Origin of the sequence: Prochlorococcus marinus str. MIT 9201 (assembly GCF_000759955.1) — a bacterium.
In the GTDB taxonomy this organism is placed as follows: domain Bacteria; phylum Cyanobacteriota; class Cyanobacteriia; order PCC-6307; family Cyanobiaceae; genus Prochlorococcus_A; species Prochlorococcus_A marinus_G.
The window spans coordinates 120,421-144,581 of sequence record NZ_JNAL01000018.1 but is presented as its reverse complement, the minus strand read 5'-3'; the positions used below and the strand labels follow the sequence as shown (position 1 = coordinate 144,581).

Here is a 24,161-nt window from a genome sequence, read left to right as displayed (position 1 = left end):
ACTTTCGACTAAGATTTATTTAGAAGTTAAATTTTGAATGGCTCAGCTAGAGACTAGAACAGAACCAATGGTGGTCAATTTTGGCCCTCATCATCCCTCAATGCATGGGGTTTTAAGGTTAGTTGTAACTCTTGACGGCGAGAATGTCATTGATTGCGAGCCAGTAATTGGATATTTACATAGGGGAATGGAAAAGATAGCTGAAAATAGGACAAATGTAATGTATGTCCCTTATGTAAGCAGAATGGATTATGCAGCAGGAATGTTTTATGAAGCTATTGTAGTAAATGCTCCTGAAAGATTAGCTAATATTCCTGTTCCTAAAAGAGCTAGTTACATCAGAGTTCTAATGCTGGAACTTAATCGTATTGCTAATCATCTTTTATGGCTTGGTCCCTTTTTAGCAGACGTAGGGGCTCAAACTCCATTTTTCTACATTTTTAGAGAAAGAGAAATGATTTATGATCTTTGGGAAGCTGCTACTGGACAAAGGCTAATAAATAATAATTTTTTTAGGATAGGTGGAGTCGCATGTGATCTCCCATATGGATGGTTAGAAAAATGTATAGATTTTTGCGATTGGTTCGGTCCCAAGATAGATGAATATGAAAAATTAATCACAAATAATCCAATTTTTAGAAAAAGAATTGAAGGTCTCGGAACAATACAAAGAGAACAGGCAATTAATTGGTCCTTGTCTGGCCCAATGCTAAGAGCTTCTGGAGTTTCCTGGGATTTAAGAAAAGTAGATAGTTATGAATGTTATGACGACTTTGATTGGCAGATTGCTTCAGAAAAAGAAGGAGATTGTTACGCGAGATATCGAGTAAGAGTTGAAGAGATGAGACAATCACTTAATATCATTCGTCAAGCCTGCAAAATGATTCCAGGAGGTCCAACAGAAAATTTAGAAGCTCAAAGAATGGCGACTGAAGATAAGAAGAGTGAAATATTTGGTATTGACTATCAATATGTAGCTAAGAAGGTTGCTCCAACTTTTAAAATTCCCAACGGAGAATTGTATACAAGATTAGAGTCCGGTAAAGGAGAAATAGGTGTATTTATTCAAGGGAATAATGAAGTTACTCCATGGAGATTTAAAATCAGAGCAGCTGATTTAAATAACCTTCAAATATTGCCTCATATTCTTAAAGGCGCCAAAATCGCCGATATTATGGCAATCCTTGGCTCAATAGATGTCATTATGGGATCTGTTGATAGATAGTTCTTTAAATGAACCCCGCCGATTGGTTAATATTGCAGAAGAAGGTAAGATTTGGTGATTGTGATTCTGCAGGTGTAATTCATTTTCATAACTTATTAAAATGGTCCCACGAAGCTTGGGAAGAGAGTGTTGAAATTTATGGTATTCCTTATCAAGATATTTTCCCAGATTTTTCTACACGTAAAAGTCAAATTATTTTTCCTATAGTAAATTGCGAAGCAAACTTTCTTGCGCCTATAAAAATTGGAGATTTCTTAAAAGTAAAAATTGCTCCTCAAAAAATTAATACTCATTTGTTCCAAGTAAATAGCTTTTTTATGAAAAATGGAAATAAAGTAGCAGAAGGAAAAATAATACATTGTTCTTTAGATGTTTATTCAAGAAATAAAGTAGAACTTCCAGATCATTTAGAAAGATGGATAGAAGCTTCAAACATAAGTACAAATTTAAAAGAATGCTAATTATTATTTTTTAAATTTATAGTTTATTTTTTCTACACTGGAATTTTTGTTTTTTACAATCCATTTTTCAGGTTTTTCATGTTTAGGCCACCTTTGAGAAAATTTTTTTAATAAATTTAATGAATTCTCAATATTTTTATGATTTGTAAGTTCTCTAAATTCAACAATTATTTTAATCTTATTTCCCCATAATTTGTCGGATACTTTTGAAATATTAAATTTATTAATTGGGATATTTTCTTTGATAATGAAATCATTCAATCGCGATTCAATTACCTCTGGAAAAACGATTTCTCCTCCTGAATTAAAAGCTTTATCACTTCTGCCAAGAAAATTTAAATATAAAGAATTATTGATTTGATTAATTTCACCTAAATCACCGGTTTGCCACCACCCATTTTTATTTTTGAAATTTTCAATTTTTGAAGAGGTTATTATTTCGATTCCAATTCTGGCTGATTTTATCTCGATTAATCCTTTTGCATTAATTCTTATTTTTGTATCAGGTAGTATTTCTCCAACATTTTTAAAACCCATTAAGAATTCTGTTGGTTTTAAACTCGTAACCATTGCTGCTGTCTCAGTTGAGCCGTAACAAGGTGCTAATTTTATTTTTTCTTGTATACATTTTTCTGCAGTTTCCTCTGAAATTGATGCTCCACCTACCCAAATTAAATCAAAAATTTTTAGCCAACTAATTCCATCTTTTTGTGATAGAAGTCTTTGTAATTGGGTAGGTACTAAAGAAGTAATCAAGTGTTTTTTGTTTTTTTTTGATTTAATTGTAAAAAGTAAAAGTTCTCGAGTTTTTTTTATCAATTTCGGAGAAACATTAATACAATCACAGCCCCAAATTTGACTTCTAAAAATAGGCATCAATCCACTTATATGGTTCAGAGGTAAAGTATTTAAAATTAAGCAGTTTTGCAATTCAAATCCTTGATTTATTAGCCATTGACCTGATGTAGCTGCAGATAATTTAAGATTATCTAAATGGTGGAAACATTGTCTCGGTTTTCCAGAACTCCCACTACTATTTAAGATAATTGCTGGCCCATTTTCAGTAATTGAATCTAATATATCTTTGTCTTCATAAAATTTGTTTTTTATATAAATAATTTTATTCTCTTTTATTTTTTCAATAATTTTCTCTACAGATTGAGGTTCGTTATTTTCAACTTCAATAGTATGAATTTTATTTTTCATAGTAGATCCCATATCAGTTTTGGTTTATTTAAAAATAGAAACGAATTAGGGAATTTATTCATTGCTAAACCAGGAACTTTTGGAGTTGGTCCTTGTAATTGTAGAGATGATAAATGATAAAGCCATCTCTTCCCTATACCAGTTTCAAATGAGGTACTTATAGATATTAAACCTTTTTTATTTTCTAATTCTCTTAAAAGCTTAACTGGATTATTTTCTTGAGAAGGCCTGCGAATTTGCCAACCTTTCCACTCATCAATCAAATTTGGAAATTTTATAAGTGATTCGTCTAAGGCTATAGGGATTTTTTTATTGAGTTCTGTCAGTCCATCAATATCATCAACACTGAGAGGTTGTTCTAACCAGTCTATATTTTTGTTATCCTTCAAAATATCAGCCCATCTATTAGCTATCTCTCTTCCCCAAGAACCATTAGCATCTATTCTTAATTTAATATCATTGCCTATTTCGCTTAAAATTTCTTCTAAACTTGCTTCTTCCTCATGGTTATTTTTTAACGCTACTTTCCACTTTATGGTTACTGATTTTTCAATATTAGATTGTCTTTTTTTAATTTTATTTAGATCTGAAATTACATTTTCAGGATTTAATAGTATGACTGTTTTATCAATTTCATCAAAGTTATAGTTTTCTTTAAAAATTATTTTTCCATTTATCTCAGCTAATGCAGAATTTATTGCAGATTGAATGCATGGGTGAAAAATTTTTATTTGCTGAGATAAATTAAATACTTCTACATACTCAGGAATCATATCTAGTTGTTGCGCGCACTTTTTTAAGTCTTCTTTGTTGAGCGGTGAAACTTCTCCAAACCCAATTTTTTCATCATTTCTTATTAATTTAATTATCCAGCCCGATTTTTTAAGGTAAGTGGTTTTAGAATTTTTTACTTCGGCGTTTAAATTAAATCTGTAAGATTTTTTGTGAAATATTAAGTTCATTTATTAAGCAAGTAATTAAATATTAATCCTGTGATTAAGCCAACTCCATTAAGAGTTTGAAATTTTATTGCGATGAATTTGCAATTTTTTATTGCAGAAGGTTTTTTATATGAAGATCTTAATAAATTTATAAGTCTTATTGCTTGAGGAAAACTAATCAAATAAAAGATACAAAAAACTGGAATAAATCCAGTAACTATAGTGAAAAGTTGAAAAATGTATATTGCAAATATTATCCAAGGCACAAATTGAGAACCTTTTTTTGCCCCTAAGCGAACTAAAGGTGAATTTTTTCCATGCTTTTTATCTTCAGAAATTTGATGAAAATGAGAACAAAATAATACAAGAGTTGTTGCCAAGGAAGGTCCTGAACCTAGTAATAAAGAAACTTTCCAGGGAATATCTTCGAAGTAAATATTAGATGGATTTAACGCAATTAAGACTGCAGAGTAAGCAAAAGGTCCAAATGCAAGCCAGCATAGTGGTTCTCCTAAACCTTGATATCCAAATCTAAAAGGCGGTCCTTGATATAAATATCCTAAGAAGCAGCACGCTGCCACCAAAATAAAAATGTTTATACTTGTTGATACTGAAATAATTGCAATTATTAATAGTCCAACAATTAAAGATGTATATGCAATAAATGAAATTATTTTTTTATTTTTTACAATATTTACAATTGAATGGAATTTAAATTCATCGATTCCTGTTTCTGCGTCGAACAAATCATTAGTTAGATTTTCCCAAAGTAATATCAAAATTGCAGCTAAAGTAAATGCAATCAAATTATTAATTTTTATCTTTTCATATTGATTGAGTAAATAAGCCCCTGTTATTAAAACTGGAAGTATGGCAACAGAATAAAGAGGCCATTTTATTGCTTGTTTCCATAATTTTTTTTTATTTACTTCCATTTTTAATTAACACATAAAAATCAATCATTATTAAATGTAGTTTATAAATTGAGTTACATTTTTTACTTTATTGCATGATTTTTAGTTATTTTCAATAAGTAATGAAAAATGATTTAAACTTAACAGATTTTTTGAAAGATGTATTTTCTTCTTTCGATAAGAAAGTAGAAAATACTGGATTAGTAAGTATTTGTGTTGAGATTCCTTGTATTGATTTATTAAAAGTATATGAATTATTTATAGATAAATATCAGTTTTCTTCATTTTGGGAGGAATCTGATGGCCTTTCATATATTGCTTTCGAGAAATGTAAATATGTCACTTTGGATGGTCCAAAAAGATTTGAGGTTGCAAAAGAGTTTAATTCTGAGAATTTTAAAAATTTAATTAACTTAACAAGTGAATCAAATAATTCCGCACTTTCAAAAATAATTTATTTATTTTCTTTTTCTGAAAATCTGAATAATAAAAATTTATCTTCAGATATCCCTAGTTTGGAAGCCGTCTTACCAAAAATATTAATTATTAAAAGTGATAAGAATTGCTGGTTAAGAATCAATGGTCATGTTGAAGGTAAATCATCATTAAGAACATTAATTGAAGAAATATGGACAATTAGAAATCAAGTAATTAATTCTGGCTCAGAATTAATAAGATCATCTGGCTTGAAAACTAGTTCTGATTTATCTATTATTAATGACTTCTTGTACTCCTTAGAAACTTCTAATATAAATTTGAAAAAAGTAGTAAATAGAGGAATTCAATTAGTAGAGAAAGGTATCCTCGAAAAGATAGTTTTAGCAAATAGGATTAAAATAAAACTTAAAAATAAATTAGATTTAGTAGAAATTTTAAAAAGATTAAAAAAGAATCAACCAAATACATGCAGATACGTTTGGAAAAGGAATAGTAAGGATATTTTATTTGGAGCATCTCCAGAAAAATTATTTTCTTTTACTAAACCTAATTTAACTTTGGAGGCTCTTGCTGGTACTATCTCTACTAATTCAAATTTTAAGAAACTCCTTAATAGTACAAAGGACTTAAAAGAACATAATTACGTAATACAGTATTTGATTGAATGTCTAGAAGTTTCAAAAATAACAAGCTTTAAAAAAAGTGATATAAAGGTAAATTCATTTGGAGATATTTCTCATTTGCAGACACTAATTTTCTCTAAAGTTGAAAATATATGTCCTTTTGAATTACTTAAAAACTTACATCCATCTCCGGCTGTTTGTGGATACCCAAAAAATGCAGCATTGGATTGGATAAACACTCTTGAGTCTTTTCCTAGAGGGAATTATGCTTCTCCAATGGGTTGGGTTGATGCATCAGGAAATGCTTCATTTCTTTTAGCAATAAGAGGAGCTAGGTATATTGAAGAAAATATTGAATTTACTGCGGGTTCAGGTATAGTTTCAGGCTCCGTTTTAGAGAAAGAAATAGATGAGATTAAATTAAAATTTGAATCTATAGTAAAACAAATATTTTTCGCTAAAATCTTAGACAATTTCCAGTAATTTTTCAATAACTTCCTCTGAAACACTCTTGTTGGATAAATTTTCTATTTCTCTTAAACCTGTTGGACTAGTTACATTAATCTCGCTAAGCATTCCATTTATGACATCAATACCTACAAAAAATAAACCCTCATCTTTGAAGTGTTGAGATAATTCTGAGCAGATACTTTTTTCTTTTTCTGTTAATAATGTTGGCTCAGCCTTTCCTCCCATCGCTAAATTACTCCTAAAATCTCCTCCTTGAGGAATTCTATTTATTGATCCAATTGCTTCACCGTTTACGATAATTATTCTTTTATCACCCTCTACGACTTCAGGAATAAATTTTTGCATCATAACGGGTAATTCTTCTTGAGAAGTGATTAATTCAATGATTGATTTAATGCCTGGAGAATTTTTATTTATCCTTATAACACCTTGACCACCTTTCCCTCCAAGAGGTTTTATGACTACTTCATTATTTATATTTGCAAAATTAATAAGATCTTTTACCTTACTTGCAACTATTGTAGGTGCCATTAAGTGGCTGTATCTCAAAGCACCTAGCTTTTCATTCCATGCTCTTAACGATGAGGGTTTGTTGATCACTTTGACTCCTTTTCTTTCGGCAACTTCTAAAAGATGGGTTGCATATAAATAAGCCTCATTTACAGGAGGATCTTTTCTCATCCAAATGCAATTAAATTCGGCGAGAGGTACGCAATCATTATCTTTGAGAGAAATCCACGGATTTACTTCAATTTTTACGGAAGATGCCCATACTTCATCGCCTCTAGCTTCAAGGTCTTGAGGAGTGCAACTCCAGATTTCAATATTTTTTTTTGATGATGCTTGCATTAAAGCAGCAGTTGAATCTTTTAAGGGATTTATATTCTTTATTGGATCTATTACGAATAAAAATTTCATAAAATCTAGCTTAATAATGTGTCTAATTTATTTTCATTTTCTAATATATAGAGATCATCGCAGCCTCCAATACCCTCATTATCTATAAATATTTGTGGTAATGTTCTTCTACCATCAGCTCTTTCAATCATCAATGCTCTGGCATCATCGTCTCCATCTATTTTATATTCTGTAAAGTTTATATTTTTTTTCTTGAGTAGTGATTTTGCTCGAATACAGAATGGGCAATATTGCCAAGTATAAATTTCAACTTTGGACATTGTTTTAAAATAATACTTAGTTTATACTATTAAACAAAAGTGCTTGTTAGATTATAAATAACGATTAAATTCTATTTTGATAGATATTACAGATTTCAAAAAAGATCTTTCTGAACTAACAGAGCGCCTGGGTAATGCTCAGGATTGTCTTTGACGTTCCTAGATTAAAAGCGAAAATGAGAGAGTTAGAGCAGATTTCTGCTCAGCCTGAATTTTGGGAGAATCAAGGAGAAGCGAAAAAACAAATGCTAATCCTAGATGATGTCAAAGCACAACTCGAATTGTTAGATAAATGGAAAACTTTTATTTCTGATGCTAATGCCTCTCTCGAACTTTATTCTTTAGAACCTGAAGAGGAAATGATTTTGGAATCCCAGCAGGGCTTAAATCAATTAAGAGAGAATTTAGATAAATGGGAATTTGAAAGATTGTTAAGTGGTGAATATGATAAAGAAGGAGCAGTAATTTCTATTAACGCAGGTGCGGGTGGAACAGATGCTCAGGATTGGGTAGAGATATTATTAAGAATGTATTCAAGATGGGCCGATAATAATCAAATGAGCTTCATCATCAATGAATTATCTCAAGGAGAAGAAGCAGGTATTAAAAGTGTAACGTTTGAAATTGATGGAAAGTATGCATATGGTTATCTGCAACATGAAAAAGGAACTCATAGATTAGTAAGAATTTCTCCTTTCAATGCTAATGGCAAAAGACAAACCAGCTTTGCAGGGGTAGAGGTTATGCCAAAATTAGATGATAATATTTCACTTGATATACCTGAAAAAGATTTAGAAATTACAACGAGTAGATCTGGTGGAGCTGGAGGACAAAATGTTAATAAAGTAGAAACAGCAGTAAGAATTGTTCATTTGCCTTCAGGGATTTCAGTAAGATGCACTCAAGAAAGATCTCAATTACAAAATAAAGAAAAAGCTATGTTACTTCTCAAGTCTAAACTACTTGTGATTGCTAAAGAACAAAGAGCTGCAGAAGTTGCTGATATTAAAGGTGATATTGTCGAAGCTGCATGGGGCAATCAAATAAGAAATTATGTTTTCCATCCCTATCAAATGGTAAAAGATCTTAGGACTATGAAAGAGACCAACGACTTAGATAGTGTTTTAGATGGTGGACTTGAACCATTTATTCATGAATTATTACGCATGAATATTTCTGCTAACGAATCTATTGAATAACTAATGGAAAATAAAAACGAAAATTTAGAAAAAAAAGTTGCTCCTCCAAGCTTTATTAAGCTTGCTATGAGAAATATGGTAAGGAAGGGTTCGAAAAGTATTTCTCATTTTTCAATAACCCTAATTGTTTTAATTGGGATATTAATACTTGTGGCTACAATAGGTAAACCTAATATTCCTGTCTGAGAATTTATGAAAGAAAAAATTATTTCTGAAATAAATTTAGATTTGGTTTTTGAATGTAATGATTTTTCTCAATTTTCAAACAATTTAAAAGATACTAAAACTAAACTTATTTTTGAATCTATTTTTTGGGAGAAAGTTTTTTTATCTTGGATAAATATGATATTAAAAAAAGATGATTATAAATTGCCAAATTTTATTTTTGAAAAAAAATCATTTTCATTAGGTTTACAGATAATATCTAATCAAGAAATTGCTTCTATGAATAAGAAGTGGATGCAAAAAAATGGTCCAACTGACGTTCTATCTTTTCCAATCAATTCTGATGAATCTCTAAATACTTTAGATCACATAGAGTTAGGAGATATATTTATATCATTAGAGATGGCACTTGAGCAATCTTATGAATATAAAAATTCAATCTATAAAGAGATGCTCTGGTTGGCTAGTCATGGATTTTTACATCTTTTGGGATGGGAACATAATAATGATTTTGATTTAGAAAATATGTTAAATTTTCAGGAATATTTAATTACCAGATTAGATTAAAAATCTATGGAAAAAAAAATTAACTTTTTAGGAAATCGAAAAGAATCATACAAAACTTCTACCAATGTATTAATAAGTTTTAAGTACGCTTTAAGCGGAATTAGTTACGTATTAAAAACTTCAAGAAATTTTAAAATTCAATTAATTTTTGCAGTTTCAAGTTTAATTATTGGTTTTTTACTAAAAATTAGTCTAAGTAATTATGTAATTTTGATCGCCACAATTATGTCTGTTTTAATACTAGAAATATTAAATACATCTATTGAATCAATAGTTGATTTAGTAGTGAAAAAAGAATTTAGTAGTTTAGCTAAAATTTCAAAAGATACTTCTGCAGGAGCAGTATTATTAGCTTCCATTAATTCTGTTATTATTGCTTTATATATCTTTGTTCCTAGAATAAAGTTCTTATTTTAAATCTATATAAATATGTTTCTTGTTATTGATAATTACGATAGTTTTACTTATAACCTTGTTCAATATTTAGGAGAACTTACAGTCGAGCATGAAATAACTAAAGAATTAATAGTTAAAAGAAATGATGAAATTACTTTAGAAGAAATTATCAAACTAAATCCTAGCGGCATCCTATTGTCTCCAGGTCCTGGTAATCCAGATCAATCTGGAATTTGTCTGCCAATACTAAAAAAATTATCTAAAAATATTCCGACATTGGGAGTTTGTTTAGGTCATCAAGCTTTGGCCCAAGCTTTTGGAGGTAAGGTTGTAGTTGGGAAAGAACTTATGCATGGTAAGACATCCAAAATATTTCATAATCAAAAAGGATTGTTTAAAGATATTGAGACTCCATTTGTAGCCACTAGATATCATAGTCTTATAGTTGATTCAAGTTCTTTGCCATCTTGTTTCGAGATAACTGCAACTTTAGAAGACTCAACTATCATGGCTATCTCTCACAAAGAATATAAACACTTACATGGGGTACAGTTCCATCCTGAAAGTGTATTGACACAATTTGGTCATAAATTAATTAGTAATTTTCTAAAAATGGCTGAACAAAAGTAAAATACAAAAAAGTTAACATTATGATTTCTCAAATTAAAAACATTTTCTTCTTAATATTACTTAGCTCTTTTTTGCCAACTTCATTATTGGCAAGGAATTTAGTAATAAAAAGTTTGGGGCATAGTAGTTTTTTAATTAATAGTGCAGAAAAATCAATTCTCATAAATCCCTTTAAAGCAATAGGTTGTGCAAGTAATTTAAAGGAGCCAAAAGAAGTCAATATAGATTTTATCTTGGCTAGTTCTAGGCTTCCAGATGAAGGATATAACCCTAATGATCAATTAATGTTTGTTGAGCCAGGAATCTATCAATTTGAGGATATTTTATTAAATGGAATTTCTGTACCACATGACAGAGTAGATGGAAGAAGGTTTGGGATGGCAACTGTTTGGAGTTGGGAGCAAAATGATCTAAAAATTGTTCATATGGGAGGAGCTGCTGGTGATATTGATATTAATAGTCAAATAATTTTGTCTCGCCCAGATATCTTATTTATTTCAATTGGAGGAGGAATAAAATCTTATGATGGAAAAGAAGCTTCAAGAATAGTTAAGATCTTAAAACCTAATGTAGTTATTCCTGTTCACTTTGAACGTGGCCAACAAACTAATAAAGAATGTGATTTCTCAAATGCTGATTTGTTTATCGAAAATATGAATGATTTTAAAGTGAAATATGTTGGAAAAGATTTTCAAATAAAACCTAAAACAATCGATCAAAATACAATTTATATTTTCAGTAATTAATTTATTAAATCTAAAATCTTGTAATTGTCCCAGAAAAAAATCATTTGTTCTTTAGTTCCAATACTAACCCTTATTGACTTTCCAATATCTTTTTTATTTTCCATACTTCTAATAAGAATACCTTTTTCTCTCATCTTTTGTATTAAGATTTTAGGTTCTTTTTTTGGCCAAATTAAGAAATAATTACCTCCACTAAAGTGGGTTCTGATTTCTGTTGATTTGAATTTATTAAAAATCCATTCCCTCGCTTTTTTTACTTCTAAAACATAATTATTAATATATGATTTGTCTTTAAGTGCTGCTAATGTTGCTGTTATAGCAAAGCTATTTACATCATATGGTCCAGTTACTTTATTTATGTACTGAATTAAACTTTTATTGCCAAAAGTAAATCCTATTCTTAAACCAGCTAAACCTGCAGTTTTTGAAAGAGATTGGATTATTATTATATTATTATTCTTTTCAAAATCTATTGATTCAAGTAAACTATCTCCACTAAATTTTTCATATAGTTCATCAACAACTACTAATGAATCGTGTTTTATTTGAGCTAGATTAATTATTTCTTTAGAGCTTAAAACCGTACCTGTTGGATTATTTGGATTACAAATAAATATTAATTTTGGATTATGTTTTATTATTTTTTCCCTAAATTTTTCGATTGGGAATAGAAAATTCTCTCCAATATAAGAACAACTTATTTTCTTCATTCCTCGCATTTCTGCACAAGGAGAATAGTAACCAAAAGTTGGATTTGTGGTTAGAAATATTTGATTTTTTTCTCCAAAGCAATTGAAAATTGCATTTATTGCTGCATCTGCTCCATTGAAAATTCCTATTTCATCAATATCAAATTTTCTTGAATCAAGGTATTTATCACATAAAAATTTTTTTAAAAAATTATATTCTGGATAAATTGAAATCTCATCTAATTTTATCGCTTGTAATGCTTCTAAAACTTGAGGACTTGGACCTAAAGTATTTTCATTAAAGTCTAAGCGGAGTAAATTTCTTCTATTTTCTAAAGGTGCAGAGTAAGACTGCATATTTATTATTTCTTCTCTTGGTTTTGGGAAAAGATTATTTAATTGATCAAAATCATTCATTACATTCTTTCTAATGTTTCAATTCCTAGAAGCTCTAAGCTTAATTTTAGTGTTTTTGCAGTTAGATCACATAAATTTAGTCTAGAAATTTTTATATATTTTTCTTCTTTGAGTATTGACACTTGATCATAGAATCTATTAAAAGTCTGGCATAGCTCAAACAAATAATTGCATAATCTATTAGGCATTAAGTCTTTTTCAATAGATATTATGACTTCATCGAACTTAAGTAATTTTCTGATAAGTTTCCACTCAGATTTATGTTCATAATTTATATATTGAAAATCTTTAGAGTCATAAACAAAATTATTTTTTCTTTTAATACCTGCAATTCTTACAAGTGTATATAGTAAATAAGGAGCCGTGTTGCCATTTAGGGAAAGCATTTTATCAAAACTAAATTGATAATTAGTAATCCTATTTTGGCTTAAATCTGCATACTTAACAGCTCCTATTCCAATAATTCTTGAAGTATTTGTAATAAAATCATCTGTCTCATAACGATTTTCATCTGCTAATCTTTTCAATAAATCTTCTTTTGCTCTTTTAACTGCTTCTTTTAATAAATCTTTTAAACGTATTGTCTCACCTTCCCTTGTCTTTAGTTTTTTGCCATCAATTCCTTGAACTAAACCAAAAGGGACATGGTCTACTTGACAATTGTCTGGGATCCATTTTGCTTTTTTTGCAACTTGAAAAACTCCAGCAAAATGATTTGCTTGTCCATGATCAGTTACATAAATAATTCTCGAAGCATCATCCCCATTAGGAGGTTTATTGAATCTGTATCTTATAGCAGCAAGATCTGTGGTGGCATAGTTGAAACCTCCATCTTTTTTTTGAATAATTAGCGGTAAAGGCTTGCCTTCTTTATTAGTCATCCCATCTAAAAATACACATTTTGCTCCTTGATCTTCTACCAATATTTTTTTAAAGTTCAAATCCTCAATAACTGATTTTAAGAAGGGATTATAAAAAGATTCACCTCTTTCTTTTATTTTTATTTTCAAATTTTTATAGATTTCTTCAAATTCTTTTCTAGATTGATCACATAATAATTTCCAAGCTTTAATTGATTTAATATCTCCACTTTGTAACTTAACTACTTCCTCTCTAGATCTTTTTTGGAATTCAGATTCATTATCAAATCTTTTTTTTGATTCTTTATAAAATTCAACTAAATCACTTATCTTGATGTTTCCTATCTCTTCTAAATCATTTAAATATAAATCTTTGAGCTGAGTAATAAGCATTCCAAATTGCGTTCCCCAATCGCCGACATGATTAAGTCTTAATACTTGATAACCTCTTAACTCGAAAATTCTGGATATTGAATCTCCTATTATTGTTGATCTTAAATGCCCTACATGCATTTCTTTAGCAATATTAGGACTAGAAAAATCTACAATGACTTTATTTGATAAGCCACTATCTAAATCTTTTTTAATTTGAGGTACTCCAGCTCTTGGGCATTGAATATTTGATTTGATTTCATTTATTAGAACTTCATCTTTTAATTTTATATTTATAAATCCAGGTCCAGCTATTTCTAAATTCTTACATAATTTTGATATGTTTGTATTTTTATTTAAAAGGTTAATAAAATCATTAGAAATATCTCTTGGATTCTTTTTATATATTTTAGATAAACTTAAACAAACATTACATTGATAATCACCAAATTCCTCTTTTGATGATTGTGTAATTAAATTTTTTCTAAGAATTTCGAACTCTCTTTCTTTTTGATTTTTTTTAAGACTATCTAAAAGAGATTGTTCAAAGCTATTTGTTAATTCTTTAAAAATGATTAGCATTATTTATTCAATTATTTATCTGTATGATTAATTAATATAACGCATACTTAAATCAATCCAATCACTTTTGGTAATTGAAGAACTTGTTGAAATCAAATCAATACCTTTTATTAGATATTTACTAATTTCTTCAGGTTTTATTCCAGAAACTTCTATTATCAAATTTTTATTGACTTCTTTTTTTAAGCTATTAATTGATAAATCTCTTAATTCTTGAACGTTTTTTTTGATTGTTTCAGGACTAAGTTCATCTAATAAGATACTGTCCGCCCCAGCTAATACTGCTTCTTTTGCCTGTTCGATATTCTCAGCTTCAATTATGATATGAGTTGTAAAAGGCGAATTTAGGCGAATTTTTTGTACTGCATTATTAAGATTATCTGTCCATGCAATATGATTTTCTTTTATCATAGCCGCGTCGTACAATCCCATTCTATGATTCACTCCACCTCCGCATTTGAATGCATATTTTTCAAATATTCTTAAGCCAGGAGTCGTTTTTCTAGTATCTGCTAATTTTATATTTGTGCCTTCTAACTTATCAACAAGATTCCTTGTATATGTTGATATTCCAGATAAATGCATTGCTATATTCAAGCTGATCCTTTCACTAGCGAGTAAACTTTTTGAAGGTCCATATATTTCTAAGAGTTTCTGATCTTTAACAAATTTATCTCCATCAGAGATATTAAATTTTGGACTTATTTTTAAATCAATTTTTTTAAAAATTTCTCTTAAAATTTCAACCCCACAAAATATACCCTCCTCTTTTGCAATCCAATATGCATTTCCATTATCTTCTGTAATTGAGGGACTTGTTAGATCTCCCCTACCTATATCTTCATCGATCCAATTATCAATGATCTTACTTATTGTTAGAGTATGCAGATCCACTAAATTAAAAAATAATTAATGATTCAATTGAAGTTAGAGAACCAACTATAAATCACTATGTAATTTAACTCAAATTTATTTACCAATACAAAACTTAGAAAAAATATTATCTAGAAGCTCTTCTGTTAATTCTTGACCAGTTATTTTAGATAAGTTTTGAATACCATCTCTAAGTTCTATTGATAACAAATCGAATGGCAATCTATTTTTAACTATTGCATCAGTATCATTTAAATTACATAGGCAAGCGGACAAATTCGTTAGATGTCTTTCGTTTAAAAATATATTGATATTTTCTAACTGTTTTAATCCACATTTTTTTATGATTGTGTTGATTAATAATCTTTCGCCATCATTATTCTTAATGCTCATAAGAATTGTATTTTTTAACTCATTTGATTTAATATTTTTAGAATCAATTAAATCTTTTTTATTACCCACAATTGTAATTAATTTTTCTTTGGGGATTTCTTTTATTATTTTTTTATCTTCTTCATTAAATCCTTCTTCAAGACTATAAATATAAATTATAAAATCTGACTCTTTAATTTTTCCAAAACTTTTTTTAATTCCAATACTTTCAATTTGTTCATCAGTTTTTCTTATGCCAGCAGTATCAATTATTTTCATTGGGATGTCATTAATAGTTAAATTCACTTCAATAACATCTCTTGTCGTTCCAGGAATATTAGTTACTATTGCCTTCTCTTTTTTTGCAAGCAAATTTAGTAAAGAACTTTTACCAACATTTGTTTTCCCTATAAGCGCAATGGAGATCCCATTATGAATATATGAAGTTCTTTTTGAATTTTCTATAAGTAACTCTATTTTTTCTTTCACTTTTTTGATGTTTTTTAGATATTTACTGTAATCAAAATCTGTGAAGTCCTCTTCAAAATCAACTCTCGCTTCTATCTCACAAAGTTGATTTATAAGGTCATTTTTAACATCATCAATTTTTTTCTTTATTTCTCCTTGAACCCCGCTAAAAGCTAACTCTGCTGATCTGATATTGCTTGCGTTAATTAATTGATTAATTGACTCGGCTTGAGTAAGATCTATTTTCCCATTTAGAAAAGCTCTTTGACTAAATTCTCCTGGATTTGCAAGTCTAACTCTAGAATTAATTGCTAATAATATCTTGAGAACTTTATTTACTAAGATAGTTCCTCCATGGCAATGTAGTTCAACAACATCCTCTCCTGTAAAGCTATTTGGTGATTTCATCACTAAAATTAAGACCTCATCTATAAATTTATTTTGTGCATTTTCATGAATAAAACCGTGAAAAACTCTATGTGATTCCCATGCATATTTTGATTTAGTTTGAACAATCTTTTTGCAAGAATTTATTGAGTCTTTACCTGAGACTCTTATTATCGCAACTCCTCCTTTCCCTATACTTATAGCTGAAGCAATTGCGGCTATAGTATCGTCTGTAGTAACTATCGAATCCATCTCTCGCTTTGTAATAGATAATTAAGTAAGATTATCAAGAATTTAATTTTGAATTTTTTCTTTCTGAATGAGATCTAAAAGAGGTATTTCCTATAAGAAAATTCTATCATTATTTAGGAATCAGAATGGAAGTCCTTTCTTTAATGCTAAAGGTATAGCTATAGGTGTATTTAGCGGCTGCTTTCCTTTTTTTGGTTTTCAGACTTTAATAGGGGTATTTTTTGCAAAACTAGCCAAGGGAAATATTGTTCTAGCTGCAATTGGAACTTGGATAAGTAATCCTTTTACTTATATCCCACTTTATTATTTTAACTATAAAGTTGGTTCGATTTTGTTAAATACTTCTTCTAATAAAATTATTGAAAAAAGTTTGGTGATTGATGACTTATGGAAGCAAGGAAGAATTTTTTCCTTAAAATTACTTTTAGGCTCATCTTGTGTTGGCTTTTTATTAGCTTTGTTTTGCGGCAGTATTGTTTTCTTTATCTACAAGATAAATATTAAAAGATAGATTGGTCTCATTTTAAAACTAAATTTGTCCAACTCTTGCAATATCTAAAACATCTGCCATTGATTTAATTTGGTCAATTGTTTTGTGAAGTTGATTATAACTTTCTAGACCTACGCAGAGATTGATAATAGCTGGTTTACCATAAGCAGTCTTAACATTTGCATCGCTAACGTTTATGCCTTTATCAGATAACCGCATAAGAATATCCTTAAGGACTCCAACTCTATCAATTACTTCTATTCTTAGCTGAATTGGAAACTTATTATCGCCAGTTTTATTATCTTGATTCCAACCAACAGGTAATCTTCTCTCTATGGGAATTGGAATTACATTTTCACAATCAGCCCTATGTATTGTTATGCCGTGATTGCCGAGCGATACAGTTCCGATAATCTCCTCGCCTGGAAGTGGGGCACAGCATTTACCTATTCTGTAATCAAGACCTTCTATCCCGGAAATCGGTGATTTAGTCGTCGTATGAGATTTATTAGTGGATAAATTACTATTACTTTTAAGAGATTTTGCTATTTCAGAATTAGAATCATTTTTAATATCTTCTGTCTGTAATTTTATTTCTTCTCTTAGTCTGTTTAATACTTGATGTAATGTTAACCCTCCAAAACCAAGTGATGCAAGCAGGTCTTCAGTGGTTTTTAAATTGCATCGATTTGCAACTTTCTTCATGGCATCACTAGAAAGTAATGTTTCAAAACCATTTCGACCTACTTCTTTTTCGAGTAAATCCCTACCTCTTTTAATTGTTTCATCCCGATGGCTTTTCTTATACCATTGGCGGATTCTATTTTTAGCAGTTGGCGTAACTACAAAGTTCAGCCAATCTAAGCTTGGAGTGGCATTATTATTTGTCAAAATTTCTATGAAATCACCATTTTGGAGTGCTGTAGATAATGGAGAAAGCTTTTCATTAATTCTTATTCCATTACAGTGATTTCCAACTTCAGAATGAATTCTGTAGGCGAAATCTATTGCGGTAGATCCTTTTCGTAATCCCACAACATCTCCTTTTGGAGTGATAACAAAAACTTCTTCATCAAATAAATCTTCTTTAATTGAAGCCAAATAATCATTATGATCCCCTTCATTACCTTCTTGTTGCCATTCAACTAGTTGTCTTAACCAATTAAATCTTTCGGCGTTGCTTTTAGCAGGAGAACCTCCCTCTTTATATTGCCAATGAGCGGCGATTCCATATTCAGCAATTTGATGCATGGAAGTAGTTCTAATTTGAACTTCAATAGGTCGATGTCTTCCAATTACTGAAGTATGTAGAGACTGATATCCATTGGGTTTTGGTAATCCTATATAGTCTTTAAATCTTCCTGGAATAGGTTTGAAGGTATCATGTACAACCGCTAATGCTCGATAACAACTATCTGAATTATCCACAATAATTCTTAGAGCAGCAACATCATAAATTTCGTGAAACTGCTTTTGCTGTCTTTCCATTTTGCTCCAGATGCCATAAAGATGTTTTGGTCTGCCAGTAATTTCAAAGTTTTTTAAACCCGCTGAGACTAAGTTTTCTTTCATAAGATTCAAAGTTACTTTTAATCTTTTTTCTCTATCACTTCTTTTAACAGCAATTTGATCTTTAAGATCTTGATATTCTTTAGGCTCCAAGAATTTAAAAGCTAAATCTTCTAATTCCCATTTAAATCTATTAATTCCTAGTCGATTAGCTAACGGTGCATAAATCTCTCTTGTCTCTCTTGCTATTCTTTGTTTTCTTTCATCATTTAACCATTCAATTGTTCTCATGTTATGAAGTCGATCTGCAAGTTTTACTAAAACAACTCTTATATCGCTTGCCATAGCCAAAAACATTTTCCTAAGATTTTCAGCTTGTGCTTCAGTCCTGTTGTTAAAGTGAATCCCTCCTAATTTTGTTACACCTTCTACAAGTATTTTTACTTCTAATCCAAAATTTGTTTCTATTTCGGATAATTCAATGCCAGTATCTTCAACAACATCATGTAAAAGTCCTGCAGCAATAACAGATGAACTAGCACCTATTTCTTTGAGGAGGTTTGCTACAGCAACTGGGTGGATAATGTATGGGTCGCCACTCGCTCGGAATTGTCCATCATGTGCTTTATAAGCAAGTTTAAAAGCCTTTACTACAAGGTTTTGATCATCATCATTTTGTTTAATTGATTTTTCAAAATTATTAATATCTTTAAGAAGCCAATTGGGAATATTTATTTGATAATCCAAAGATTCACTTTCATATTTTTTATTTTCAGGCAAAATAATTTTGGAAACTTCAATTTCTTTTTTTTCTTTTGAATTTGCAGCTGCCTCAGACATTTTATATTGCTTTAGATGTATTTTATTTAGGTCTTGAAAAATTTGCTATAAAATCATGGAAATAAATAAAGAAAAAATTCTTGAAGTTAAAAATCTTACTGTGAAATATGGTTTAAAAGAGCAACCTATCATCAAAAATTTTAATCTTGAAATAGATAGAGGCGATCACTTGGCCATAATAGGCCCCTCTGGATGCGGAAAGACTACTTTTGCAAAAACATTAGTAAATATATTGCCTGAAAATGCAACTTCTAAAGGGTATCTATCAATTTCCTGTATAGATCCTAGGAACATAAATAACGAAGAAGCACAATTATTTAGAAGAAAAAATTTTGGATTTATCTATCAAGATTCCATAAAAAAACTTAATCCACTGATGAGAGTTGGGGATCACTTATATGAATTATTTAAAACTCATGATCAAACTAAATCATCTGTACTTATTAAAAAATTAGTAAAAGAAGTTTTTCAAAAAGTAGGAATTGAAGAAAGCAGACTGGATTCTTACCCTCATCAATTTAGCGGTGGAATGAGACAGAGAGTTTGTATAGCAATGGCTCTTGCTTTAAAACCTAAATTATTGATAGCTGATGAACCTACAACAAGCTTAGATACCAGAACAAGTTTTGAAATTATGCAAGAAATAATTCAGTTATGTAATGAATTCGATACTACTTTAATTTTAATTAGTCACGATATTAATCTTGCAGCAAAGTGGTGTAAAAAAGTTGCAATAATTGAAAAAGGATTGATCGTCGAAAAAGGAAATATATTAGATATTTTTCAATCACCAAAATCAGATATTGGTAAAAAGTTAGTAAATGCCTCAAAAATAGTATTAGAACCAAATACTAAAAATAATGTTCGAGATGAGGTCATTCTAGAGGTAAATAATTTAAGACACTGGTATAAATTAAATTCTTCAATGTTTACGAATAAATGGAATAAGGCTTTAAATGAAGTTAGTTTCAAATTATATAAAAATGAGACTCTTGGAATAGTTGGTTCTTCAGGTAGCGGTAAAAGTACATTATGTAGGGCTTTAATTGGACTTTTAAAAGTAAGAGGTGGTGAAATAAAAATTTATGATACAAAGCATGCATTGAAAAAAAATAAATCTTTTAAAAAACATAAAAATATGCAAATTATTTTTCAAGATCCTTTTTCAAGTTTGAACCCGAAAATGAAAATTAAAAATATTTTGGAAGATATATTTTTTATTCAAAAAATTTCAGATAAAAGAAAAATTGAAAAGGAAATAAAATTAATGTTTAAAAATTTAAATCTTCCCTTAAAGAATGATTTTTTTAATTCTTATCCTAGCCAACTATCTGGTGGTCAATTGCAAAGAATTTCACTAGCAAGGGCACTATTGTTGAAACCAAAAATTTTGATTTGTGATGAGAGTGTAAATATGTTAGATGCTTCAGTAAAAATAGAAATTCTTGAATTACTTAGAATCTTGCAAGAAAAAATGGAGTTAACCATTATCTTTATTACTCATGATTTAGGTATTGCTAAAAGATTTTGTGATAGGTTGCTAGTTATGAAGCAGGGAAAGATAGTTGATGAAGGAGAAAGTTCTACAATATTCTCTAAAACTAAGAACACTTATACAAAATCGCTTATAAATTCCTCTTTAAATCTTATTTAACTTTAAGAACACTTAGTAATTTTTGAAAATCTGATGGTAACTCTGCTTCAAATATCATTTTATTACCATTTATTGGATGTATAAGTCCAAGCTTAATAGCGTGCAATGCTTGGCCCTCTAATTTACACGGTAGTTTTTTACATCTTCCATATAATGGATCACCCACAATTGGATGATTAATGTGAGCGCAATGAACTCTTATTTGATGCGTTCTCCCCGTATCTAGTTTGAAACTCATTAATGAGTAATTGCCAAATCTTTCTTCCAATTTCCAATAGGTACAGGCAAACCTCCCTGAATTTTCTTCAACAACTTTATATTTCAACCTATTTAATTTATCTCTTCCAATGTGTCCTACGATTTGGCCTTCTTCACAATTTGGTGCTCCATGAATTACTGCAATATATTCGCGTGATGCTATTTTTTCTTTAATTTGTTTCTGTAGATTTACTAATGCCTCTTGGCTTTTTGCTACCACCATACATCCGGAGGTATCTTTATCTAATCTGTGAACAATACCAGGTCTTAGTTTTCCATTAATTCCAGGTAGATCATTACAGTGAAAAAGTAATCCATTAACTAAAGTTCCAGATTTGTGTCCAGGGGCTGGATGAACAATTAGTCCTGATTGTTTATTGATTACTATGATGTGCTCGTCTTCAAAAAGGATTTTTAAATCTATTTTTTCAGGTTTCAAATAAATAAGAGGTTCTGGAGGAGGCATCCATATTTGAACATTGTCGCCATTTTTTAATGGAGTCTTTGCTTTCGCGGTCTTATAATTTACAAGTACTAATCCTGAATTTATAAAGTGTTGAATTCTTGCTCTACTTTGTTCTGGTCTTTTACTTACCAACCATCTGTCTAGCCTCATAGGAAGTGGTAGCTCATAAATAATTTCTATAAGCTCACCCTCTCCAATGCCGAAAGAATTTTGATTATTTAATTCCATTTTGGGACTTCTAAAGCAATTTTACCAAGCATTTGATTTCTATAATCTTCCAATAATTTATGAGACATTCTCCTTTTATCGCCTGAGGTATGTTTTGAAGCTGCTTCATCTATCCAAGCAGATGGACTCTTAAAGCCTTTTGTAATATCAACTCCATATCTATTAGATATTTGTTTTACTGAGATATTCGCATTCTTATCTTTGTTGAGGGTGGAAATAATTTTGATAAATCCAATTGCGACATTCTCTATTTCATAAGCAGCTTCACCAATATCGTCGCATAGTGCAAGATTAAGTGCTGATTTCTGATCTTCTAAATTTGGAGGTATAACACCAGGAGCATCTAGCAGATCTATACCACTTTCTAATTTTATCCATCTTAAATTACGGGTTACGCCTGCTTTCCTAGCACTATCTACTACTCTTTTTTTTGCAATTCTATTAATTAATGCTGACTTCCCTACGTTTGGAAAACCAAGTGTAAGGGCTCTAATTGGCCTGATTCTCATTCCTCTAGAGAGTCTTCTTTCGTCGATTGACGATCTAGACTCTTTGGCGGACTTACAAATTTCTTTAATACCTATTCCTCGTTTTGCATCACACCAAAGAGGGTATTGATCTTTAGCATTAAACCATTTATTCCAACTATTGATTGTTTTAGGAGAGATCATGTCTGATCTATTAATAACAAGGATATGTTTTTTATTATTTATCCATTTATTTAAGTGTGGATGTCCTGTTGACAAAGGAATTCGTGCATCTCTGACTTCTATAACTAAGTCTACTTTATTGATAACTTCAGATAATTTCTTTTCTGCTTTTGCAATATGGCCTGGGTACCATTGAATTTTGGGTATGTCCACTTAAATAAATTAAATAAAATTTTGTATTCCTTTTAGTTTTCTAAGTTTCAAAAGTATTTACTTCTAAAGTTTAGTATAAATTTAATAACTAAAAAATTTTTATAAACGTTAATTCTTAAAATTTATTAAGGCATAAGTAACAGTAACTACTTTTTAACCCAATAAGCCCAAATTAACGTTAGGGTCTTAAGATTAAAAATTAAGCTTATTTAATGTCAAAATTATCTCTTTCCAGTCTTGACAAGACGCATTTAGAAGGAAAAAAAGTTCTTGTCAGAGTAGATTTTAATGTTCCATTAAATGAAGATGGTCAAATAACAGACGATACACGTATTCGTGCAGCGATCCCAACTATTAAATATCTCATTAATCATTCTGCAAAAGTTATCTTAGCTGCTCATTTTGGTAGACCAAAGGGTCAAGTAAATGAAAAAATGAGATTAACTCCAGTAGCAGCAAGATTAAGTGAAATATTGGGTCAAAATGTTGCTCTTACTAAAAGTTGTATTGGTGATGAAGCAGTTGCACAATCAAATAGCTTATCTAATGGGGATGTTCTTTTACTTGAAAATGTTCGTTTTTTTGGTGAAGAGGAAAAGAACGACTTGGATTTTGCTAAAAATTTATCATCACATGCAGATATGTATGTAAATGACGCTTTTGGCGCTGCTCATAGAGCTCATGCTTCAACTCAGGGAGTTACTAATTACTTAAGTCCATCAGTAGCTGGATTCCTTTTAGAAAAAGAATTAAAATACTTGCAAGGAGCAATAGATTCCCCTAAGCGTCCGTTGGCAGCAATAGTTGGAGGATCTAAGGTTAGTAGCAAAATCGGAGTGCTCGACTCTTTACTAGATAAATGCGACAAAATTATGATAGGTGGAGGTATGATTTTTACTTTTTATAAAGCTAGAGGTCTAGATGTAGGAAAGAGCTTAGTAGAAGAAGATAAACTTGAACTCGCTAAAGATTTAGAGGCAAAAGCAAAAGCAAAAGGAGTCGAATTATTATTGCCTACTGATGTTGTTTTGGCTAATGAATTTTCTCCTGACGCCGAAAGTAAAATATCTCAAATTGATTCAATTAGTGGCAACTGGATGGGTCTTGATATTGGTCCAGATTCTATTAAAGTTTTTCAAAATGCTCTTGCAGAATGTAAGACAATAATTTGGAATGGACCTATGGGCGTTTTCGAATTTGATAAATTCGCAGAAGGTACAAATGCAGTCGCTACTACTCTTGCGGATTTAAGTGCTTTTTCTGAAGTTTGTACAATAATCGGTGGTGGAGATTCAGTTGCAGCAGTAGAGAAAGCTGGATTAGCTGAGAAAATGTCTCATATATCTACTGGTGGTGGGGCTAGTTTAGAACTTTTAGAAGGTAAAACTTTACCTGGTGTAGCTGCTTTAAACGACGCTTAG

The 24,161-nt window shown here is 30.1% G+C and carries 24 protein-coding genes; 12 read left to right on the top strand and 12 right to left on the bottom strand.

The window, feature by feature from the left end:
* Positions 1-37 precede the first annotated feature (37 nt).
* Together EU95_RS00840 and EU95_RS00845 are read left to right on the top strand one after the other, a co-directional pair.
* The gene (locus EU95_RS00840; RefSeq protein WP_032522904.1) at positions 38-1,225 is read left to right on the top strand and encodes an NAD(P)H-quinone oxidoreductase subunit H; all 1,188 of its coding nucleotides are present in this window, start codon (positions 38-40) and stop codon (positions 1,223-1,225) included.
* 8 nt (positions 1,226-1,233) lie between these two features.
* The gene (locus EU95_RS00845; RefSeq protein WP_032522902.1) at positions 1,234-1,686 is read left to right on the top strand and encodes an acyl-CoA thioesterase; all 453 of its coding nucleotides are present in this window, start codon (positions 1,234-1,236) and stop codon (positions 1,684-1,686) included.
* A 3-nt stretch (positions 1,687-1,689) separates the two neighbouring features.
* Here EU95_RS00845 and EU95_RS00850 read toward each other — a convergent pair whose 3' ends face one another.
* The 3 genes from EU95_RS00850 to menA are packed head-to-tail and all read right to left on the bottom strand — an operon-like array spanning position 1,690 to position 4,768.
* Positions 1,690-2,892, bottom strand: a complete 1,203-nt coding sequence (locus tag EU95_RS00850) for an AMP-binding protein (protein WP_032522901.1) — start codon at positions 2,890-2,892, stop codon at positions 1,690-1,692.
* The gene (locus tag EU95_RS00855) at positions 2,889-3,854 is read right to left on the bottom strand and encodes an o-succinylbenzoate synthase (RefSeq protein ID WP_032522900.1); all 966 of its coding nucleotides are present in this window, start codon (positions 3,852-3,854) and stop codon (positions 2,889-2,891) included. The genes EU95_RS00850 and EU95_RS00855 overlap by 4 nt, the downstream gene beginning before the upstream one ends.
* Positions 3,851-4,768, bottom strand: coding sequence for a 2-carboxy-1,4-naphthoquinone phytyltransferase (gene menA, locus EU95_RS00860; RefSeq protein WP_032522899.1), 918 nt, complete (start codon positions 4,766-4,768; stop codon positions 3,851-3,853). Before menA ends, EU95_RS00855 begins: the two co-directional genes overlap by 4 nt.
* Before the next feature lie 101 nt (positions 4,769-4,869).
* Between menA and EU95_RS00865 the strand changes: the two genes are divergently transcribed.
* Entirely contained in the window at positions 4,870-6,291 is a 1,422-nt protein-coding gene (locus EU95_RS00865) for a chorismate-binding protein (protein WP_032522898.1), read from the top strand.
* Here EU95_RS00865 and gshB read toward each other — a convergent pair.
* Complete coding sequence (gshB, locus tag EU95_RS00870) at positions 6,274-7,197, bottom strand: glutathione synthase (protein ID WP_032522897.1); 924 nt, start codon at positions 7,195-7,197, stop codon at positions 6,274-6,276. The genes EU95_RS00865 and gshB overlap by 18 nt on opposite strands.
* Positions 7,198-7,202: 5 nt before the next feature.
* The gene (gene grxC, locus EU95_RS00875) at positions 7,203-7,457 is read right to left on the bottom strand and encodes a glutaredoxin 3 (RefSeq protein ID WP_032522896.1); all 255 of its coding nucleotides are present in this window, start codon (positions 7,455-7,457) and stop codon (positions 7,203-7,205) included.
* 76 nt (positions 7,458-7,533) lie between these two features.
* Between grxC and prfB the strand changes: the two genes are divergently transcribed.
* From prfB to EU95_RS00905, 6 genes are all read left to right on the top strand, one after another.
* Positions 7,534-8,656, top strand: a protein-coding gene (prfB, locus tag EU95_RS00880) for a peptide chain release factor 2 (protein WP_158462213.1) whose coding sequence is annotated in 2 segments (ribosomal slippage) — positions 7,534-7,608 and positions 7,610-8,656 — 1,122 coding nt in all. Because the reading frame shifts where the segments join, the coding sequence is not laid out codon by codon here.
* A gap of 3 nt (positions 8,657-8,659) precedes the next feature.
* Positions 8,660-8,842: a DUF3285 domain-containing protein gene (locus tag EU95_RS00885; RefSeq protein ID WP_032522894.1), complete on the top strand. Its 183-nt coding sequence runs from the start codon at positions 8,660-8,662 to the stop codon at positions 8,840-8,842.
* A gap of 6 nt (positions 8,843-8,848) precedes the next feature.
* Positions 8,849-9,388, top strand: a complete 540-nt coding sequence (ybeY, locus tag EU95_RS00890; RefSeq protein ID WP_032522893.1) for an rRNA maturation RNase YbeY — start codon at positions 8,849-8,851, stop codon at positions 9,386-9,388.
* Positions 9,389-9,394: 6 nt separating this feature from the next.
* Positions 9,395-9,805, top strand: a complete 411-nt coding sequence (locus EU95_RS00895) for a diacylglycerol kinase family protein (protein WP_032522892.1) — start codon at positions 9,395-9,397, stop codon at positions 9,803-9,805.
* A 12-nt stretch (positions 9,806-9,817) separates the two neighbouring features.
* Positions 9,818-10,414 (top strand): anthranilate synthase component II, encoded by a 597-nt coding sequence (locus tag EU95_RS00900; RefSeq protein WP_032522891.1) that lies wholly within the window; start codon positions 9,818-9,820, stop codon positions 10,412-10,414.
* A gap of 20 nt (positions 10,415-10,434) precedes the next feature.
* Positions 10,435-11,160, top strand: coding sequence for an MBL fold metallo-hydrolase (locus EU95_RS00905; protein WP_032522890.1), 726 nt, complete (start codon positions 10,435-10,437; stop codon positions 11,158-11,160).
* Here the strand turns inward: EU95_RS00905 and EU95_RS00910 are convergent.
* From EU95_RS00910 to mnmE, 4 genes are all read right to left on the bottom strand, one after another.
* Positions 11,157-12,266, bottom strand: a complete 1,110-nt coding sequence (locus EU95_RS00910; RefSeq protein ID WP_032522889.1) for a pyridoxal phosphate-dependent aminotransferase — start codon at positions 12,264-12,266, stop codon at positions 11,157-11,159. The genes EU95_RS00905 and EU95_RS00910 overlap by 4 nt on opposite strands.
* The gene (gene argS, locus EU95_RS00915) at positions 12,266-14,080 is read right to left on the bottom strand and encodes an arginine--tRNA ligase (RefSeq protein ID WP_032522888.1); all 1,815 of its coding nucleotides are present in this window, start codon (positions 14,078-14,080) and stop codon (positions 12,266-12,268) included. The genes EU95_RS00910 and argS overlap by 1 nt, the downstream gene beginning before the upstream one ends.
* 27 nt (positions 14,081-14,107) lie before the next feature.
* Complete coding sequence (gene nadC, locus EU95_RS00920; protein ID WP_032522887.1) at positions 14,108-14,974, bottom strand: carboxylating nicotinate-nucleotide diphosphorylase; 867 nt, start codon at positions 14,972-14,974, stop codon at positions 14,108-14,110.
* Positions 14,975-15,049: 75 nt separating this feature from the next.
* Positions 15,050-16,432 carry a tRNA uridine-5-carboxymethylaminomethyl(34) synthesis GTPase MnmE gene (gene mnmE / locus EU95_RS00925; RefSeq protein ID WP_032522886.1) on the bottom strand — a complete coding sequence of 461 codons (1,383 nt, stop codon included), beginning with the start codon at positions 16,430-16,432 and terminating at the stop codon, positions 15,050-15,052.
* Between the two features lie 67 nt (positions 16,433-16,499).
* Here mnmE and EU95_RS00930 point away from each other — a divergent pair, with 67 nt between their 5' ends.
* The gene (locus EU95_RS00930; protein WP_032522885.1) at positions 16,500-16,943 is read left to right on the top strand and encodes a DUF2062 domain-containing protein; all 444 of its coding nucleotides are present in this window, start codon (positions 16,500-16,502) and stop codon (positions 16,941-16,943) included.
* Between the two features lie 18 nt (positions 16,944-16,961).
* Here EU95_RS00930 and EU95_RS00935 read toward each other — a convergent pair whose 3' ends face one another.
* Positions 16,962-19,271, bottom strand: a complete 2,310-nt coding sequence (locus tag EU95_RS00935; protein WP_032522884.1) for a RelA/SpoT family protein — start codon at positions 19,269-19,271, stop codon at positions 16,962-16,964.
* Positions 19,272-19,326: 55 nt separating this feature from the next.
* Between EU95_RS00935 and EU95_RS00940 the strand changes: the two genes are divergently transcribed.
* Positions 19,327-20,925: an ABC transporter ATP-binding protein gene (locus tag EU95_RS00940; RefSeq protein WP_032522883.1), complete on the top strand. Its 1,599-nt coding sequence runs from the start codon at positions 19,327-19,329 to the stop codon at positions 20,923-20,925.
* On the opposite strand, the gene EU95_RS00945 is transcribed toward EU95_RS00940, so the two are convergent.
* Together EU95_RS00945 and ylqF are read right to left on the bottom strand one after the other, a co-directional pair.
* Complete coding sequence (locus tag EU95_RS00945) at positions 20,918-21,877, bottom strand: RluA family pseudouridine synthase (RefSeq protein WP_032522882.1); 960 nt, start codon at positions 21,875-21,877, stop codon at positions 20,918-20,920. The genes EU95_RS00940 and EU95_RS00945 overlap by 8 nt on opposite strands.
* Positions 21,868-22,740, bottom strand: a complete 873-nt coding sequence (ylqF, locus tag EU95_RS00950) for a ribosome biogenesis GTPase YlqF (protein WP_032522881.1) — start codon at positions 22,738-22,740, stop codon at positions 21,868-21,870. The genes EU95_RS00945 and ylqF overlap by 10 nt, the downstream gene beginning before the upstream one ends.
* 212 nt (positions 22,741-22,952) lie before the next feature.
* Here ylqF and EU95_RS00955 point away from each other — a divergent pair, with 212 nt between their 5' ends.
* Positions 22,953-24,161, top strand: a complete 1,209-nt coding sequence (locus EU95_RS00955; protein ID WP_032522880.1) for a phosphoglycerate kinase — start codon at positions 22,953-22,955, stop codon at positions 24,159-24,161.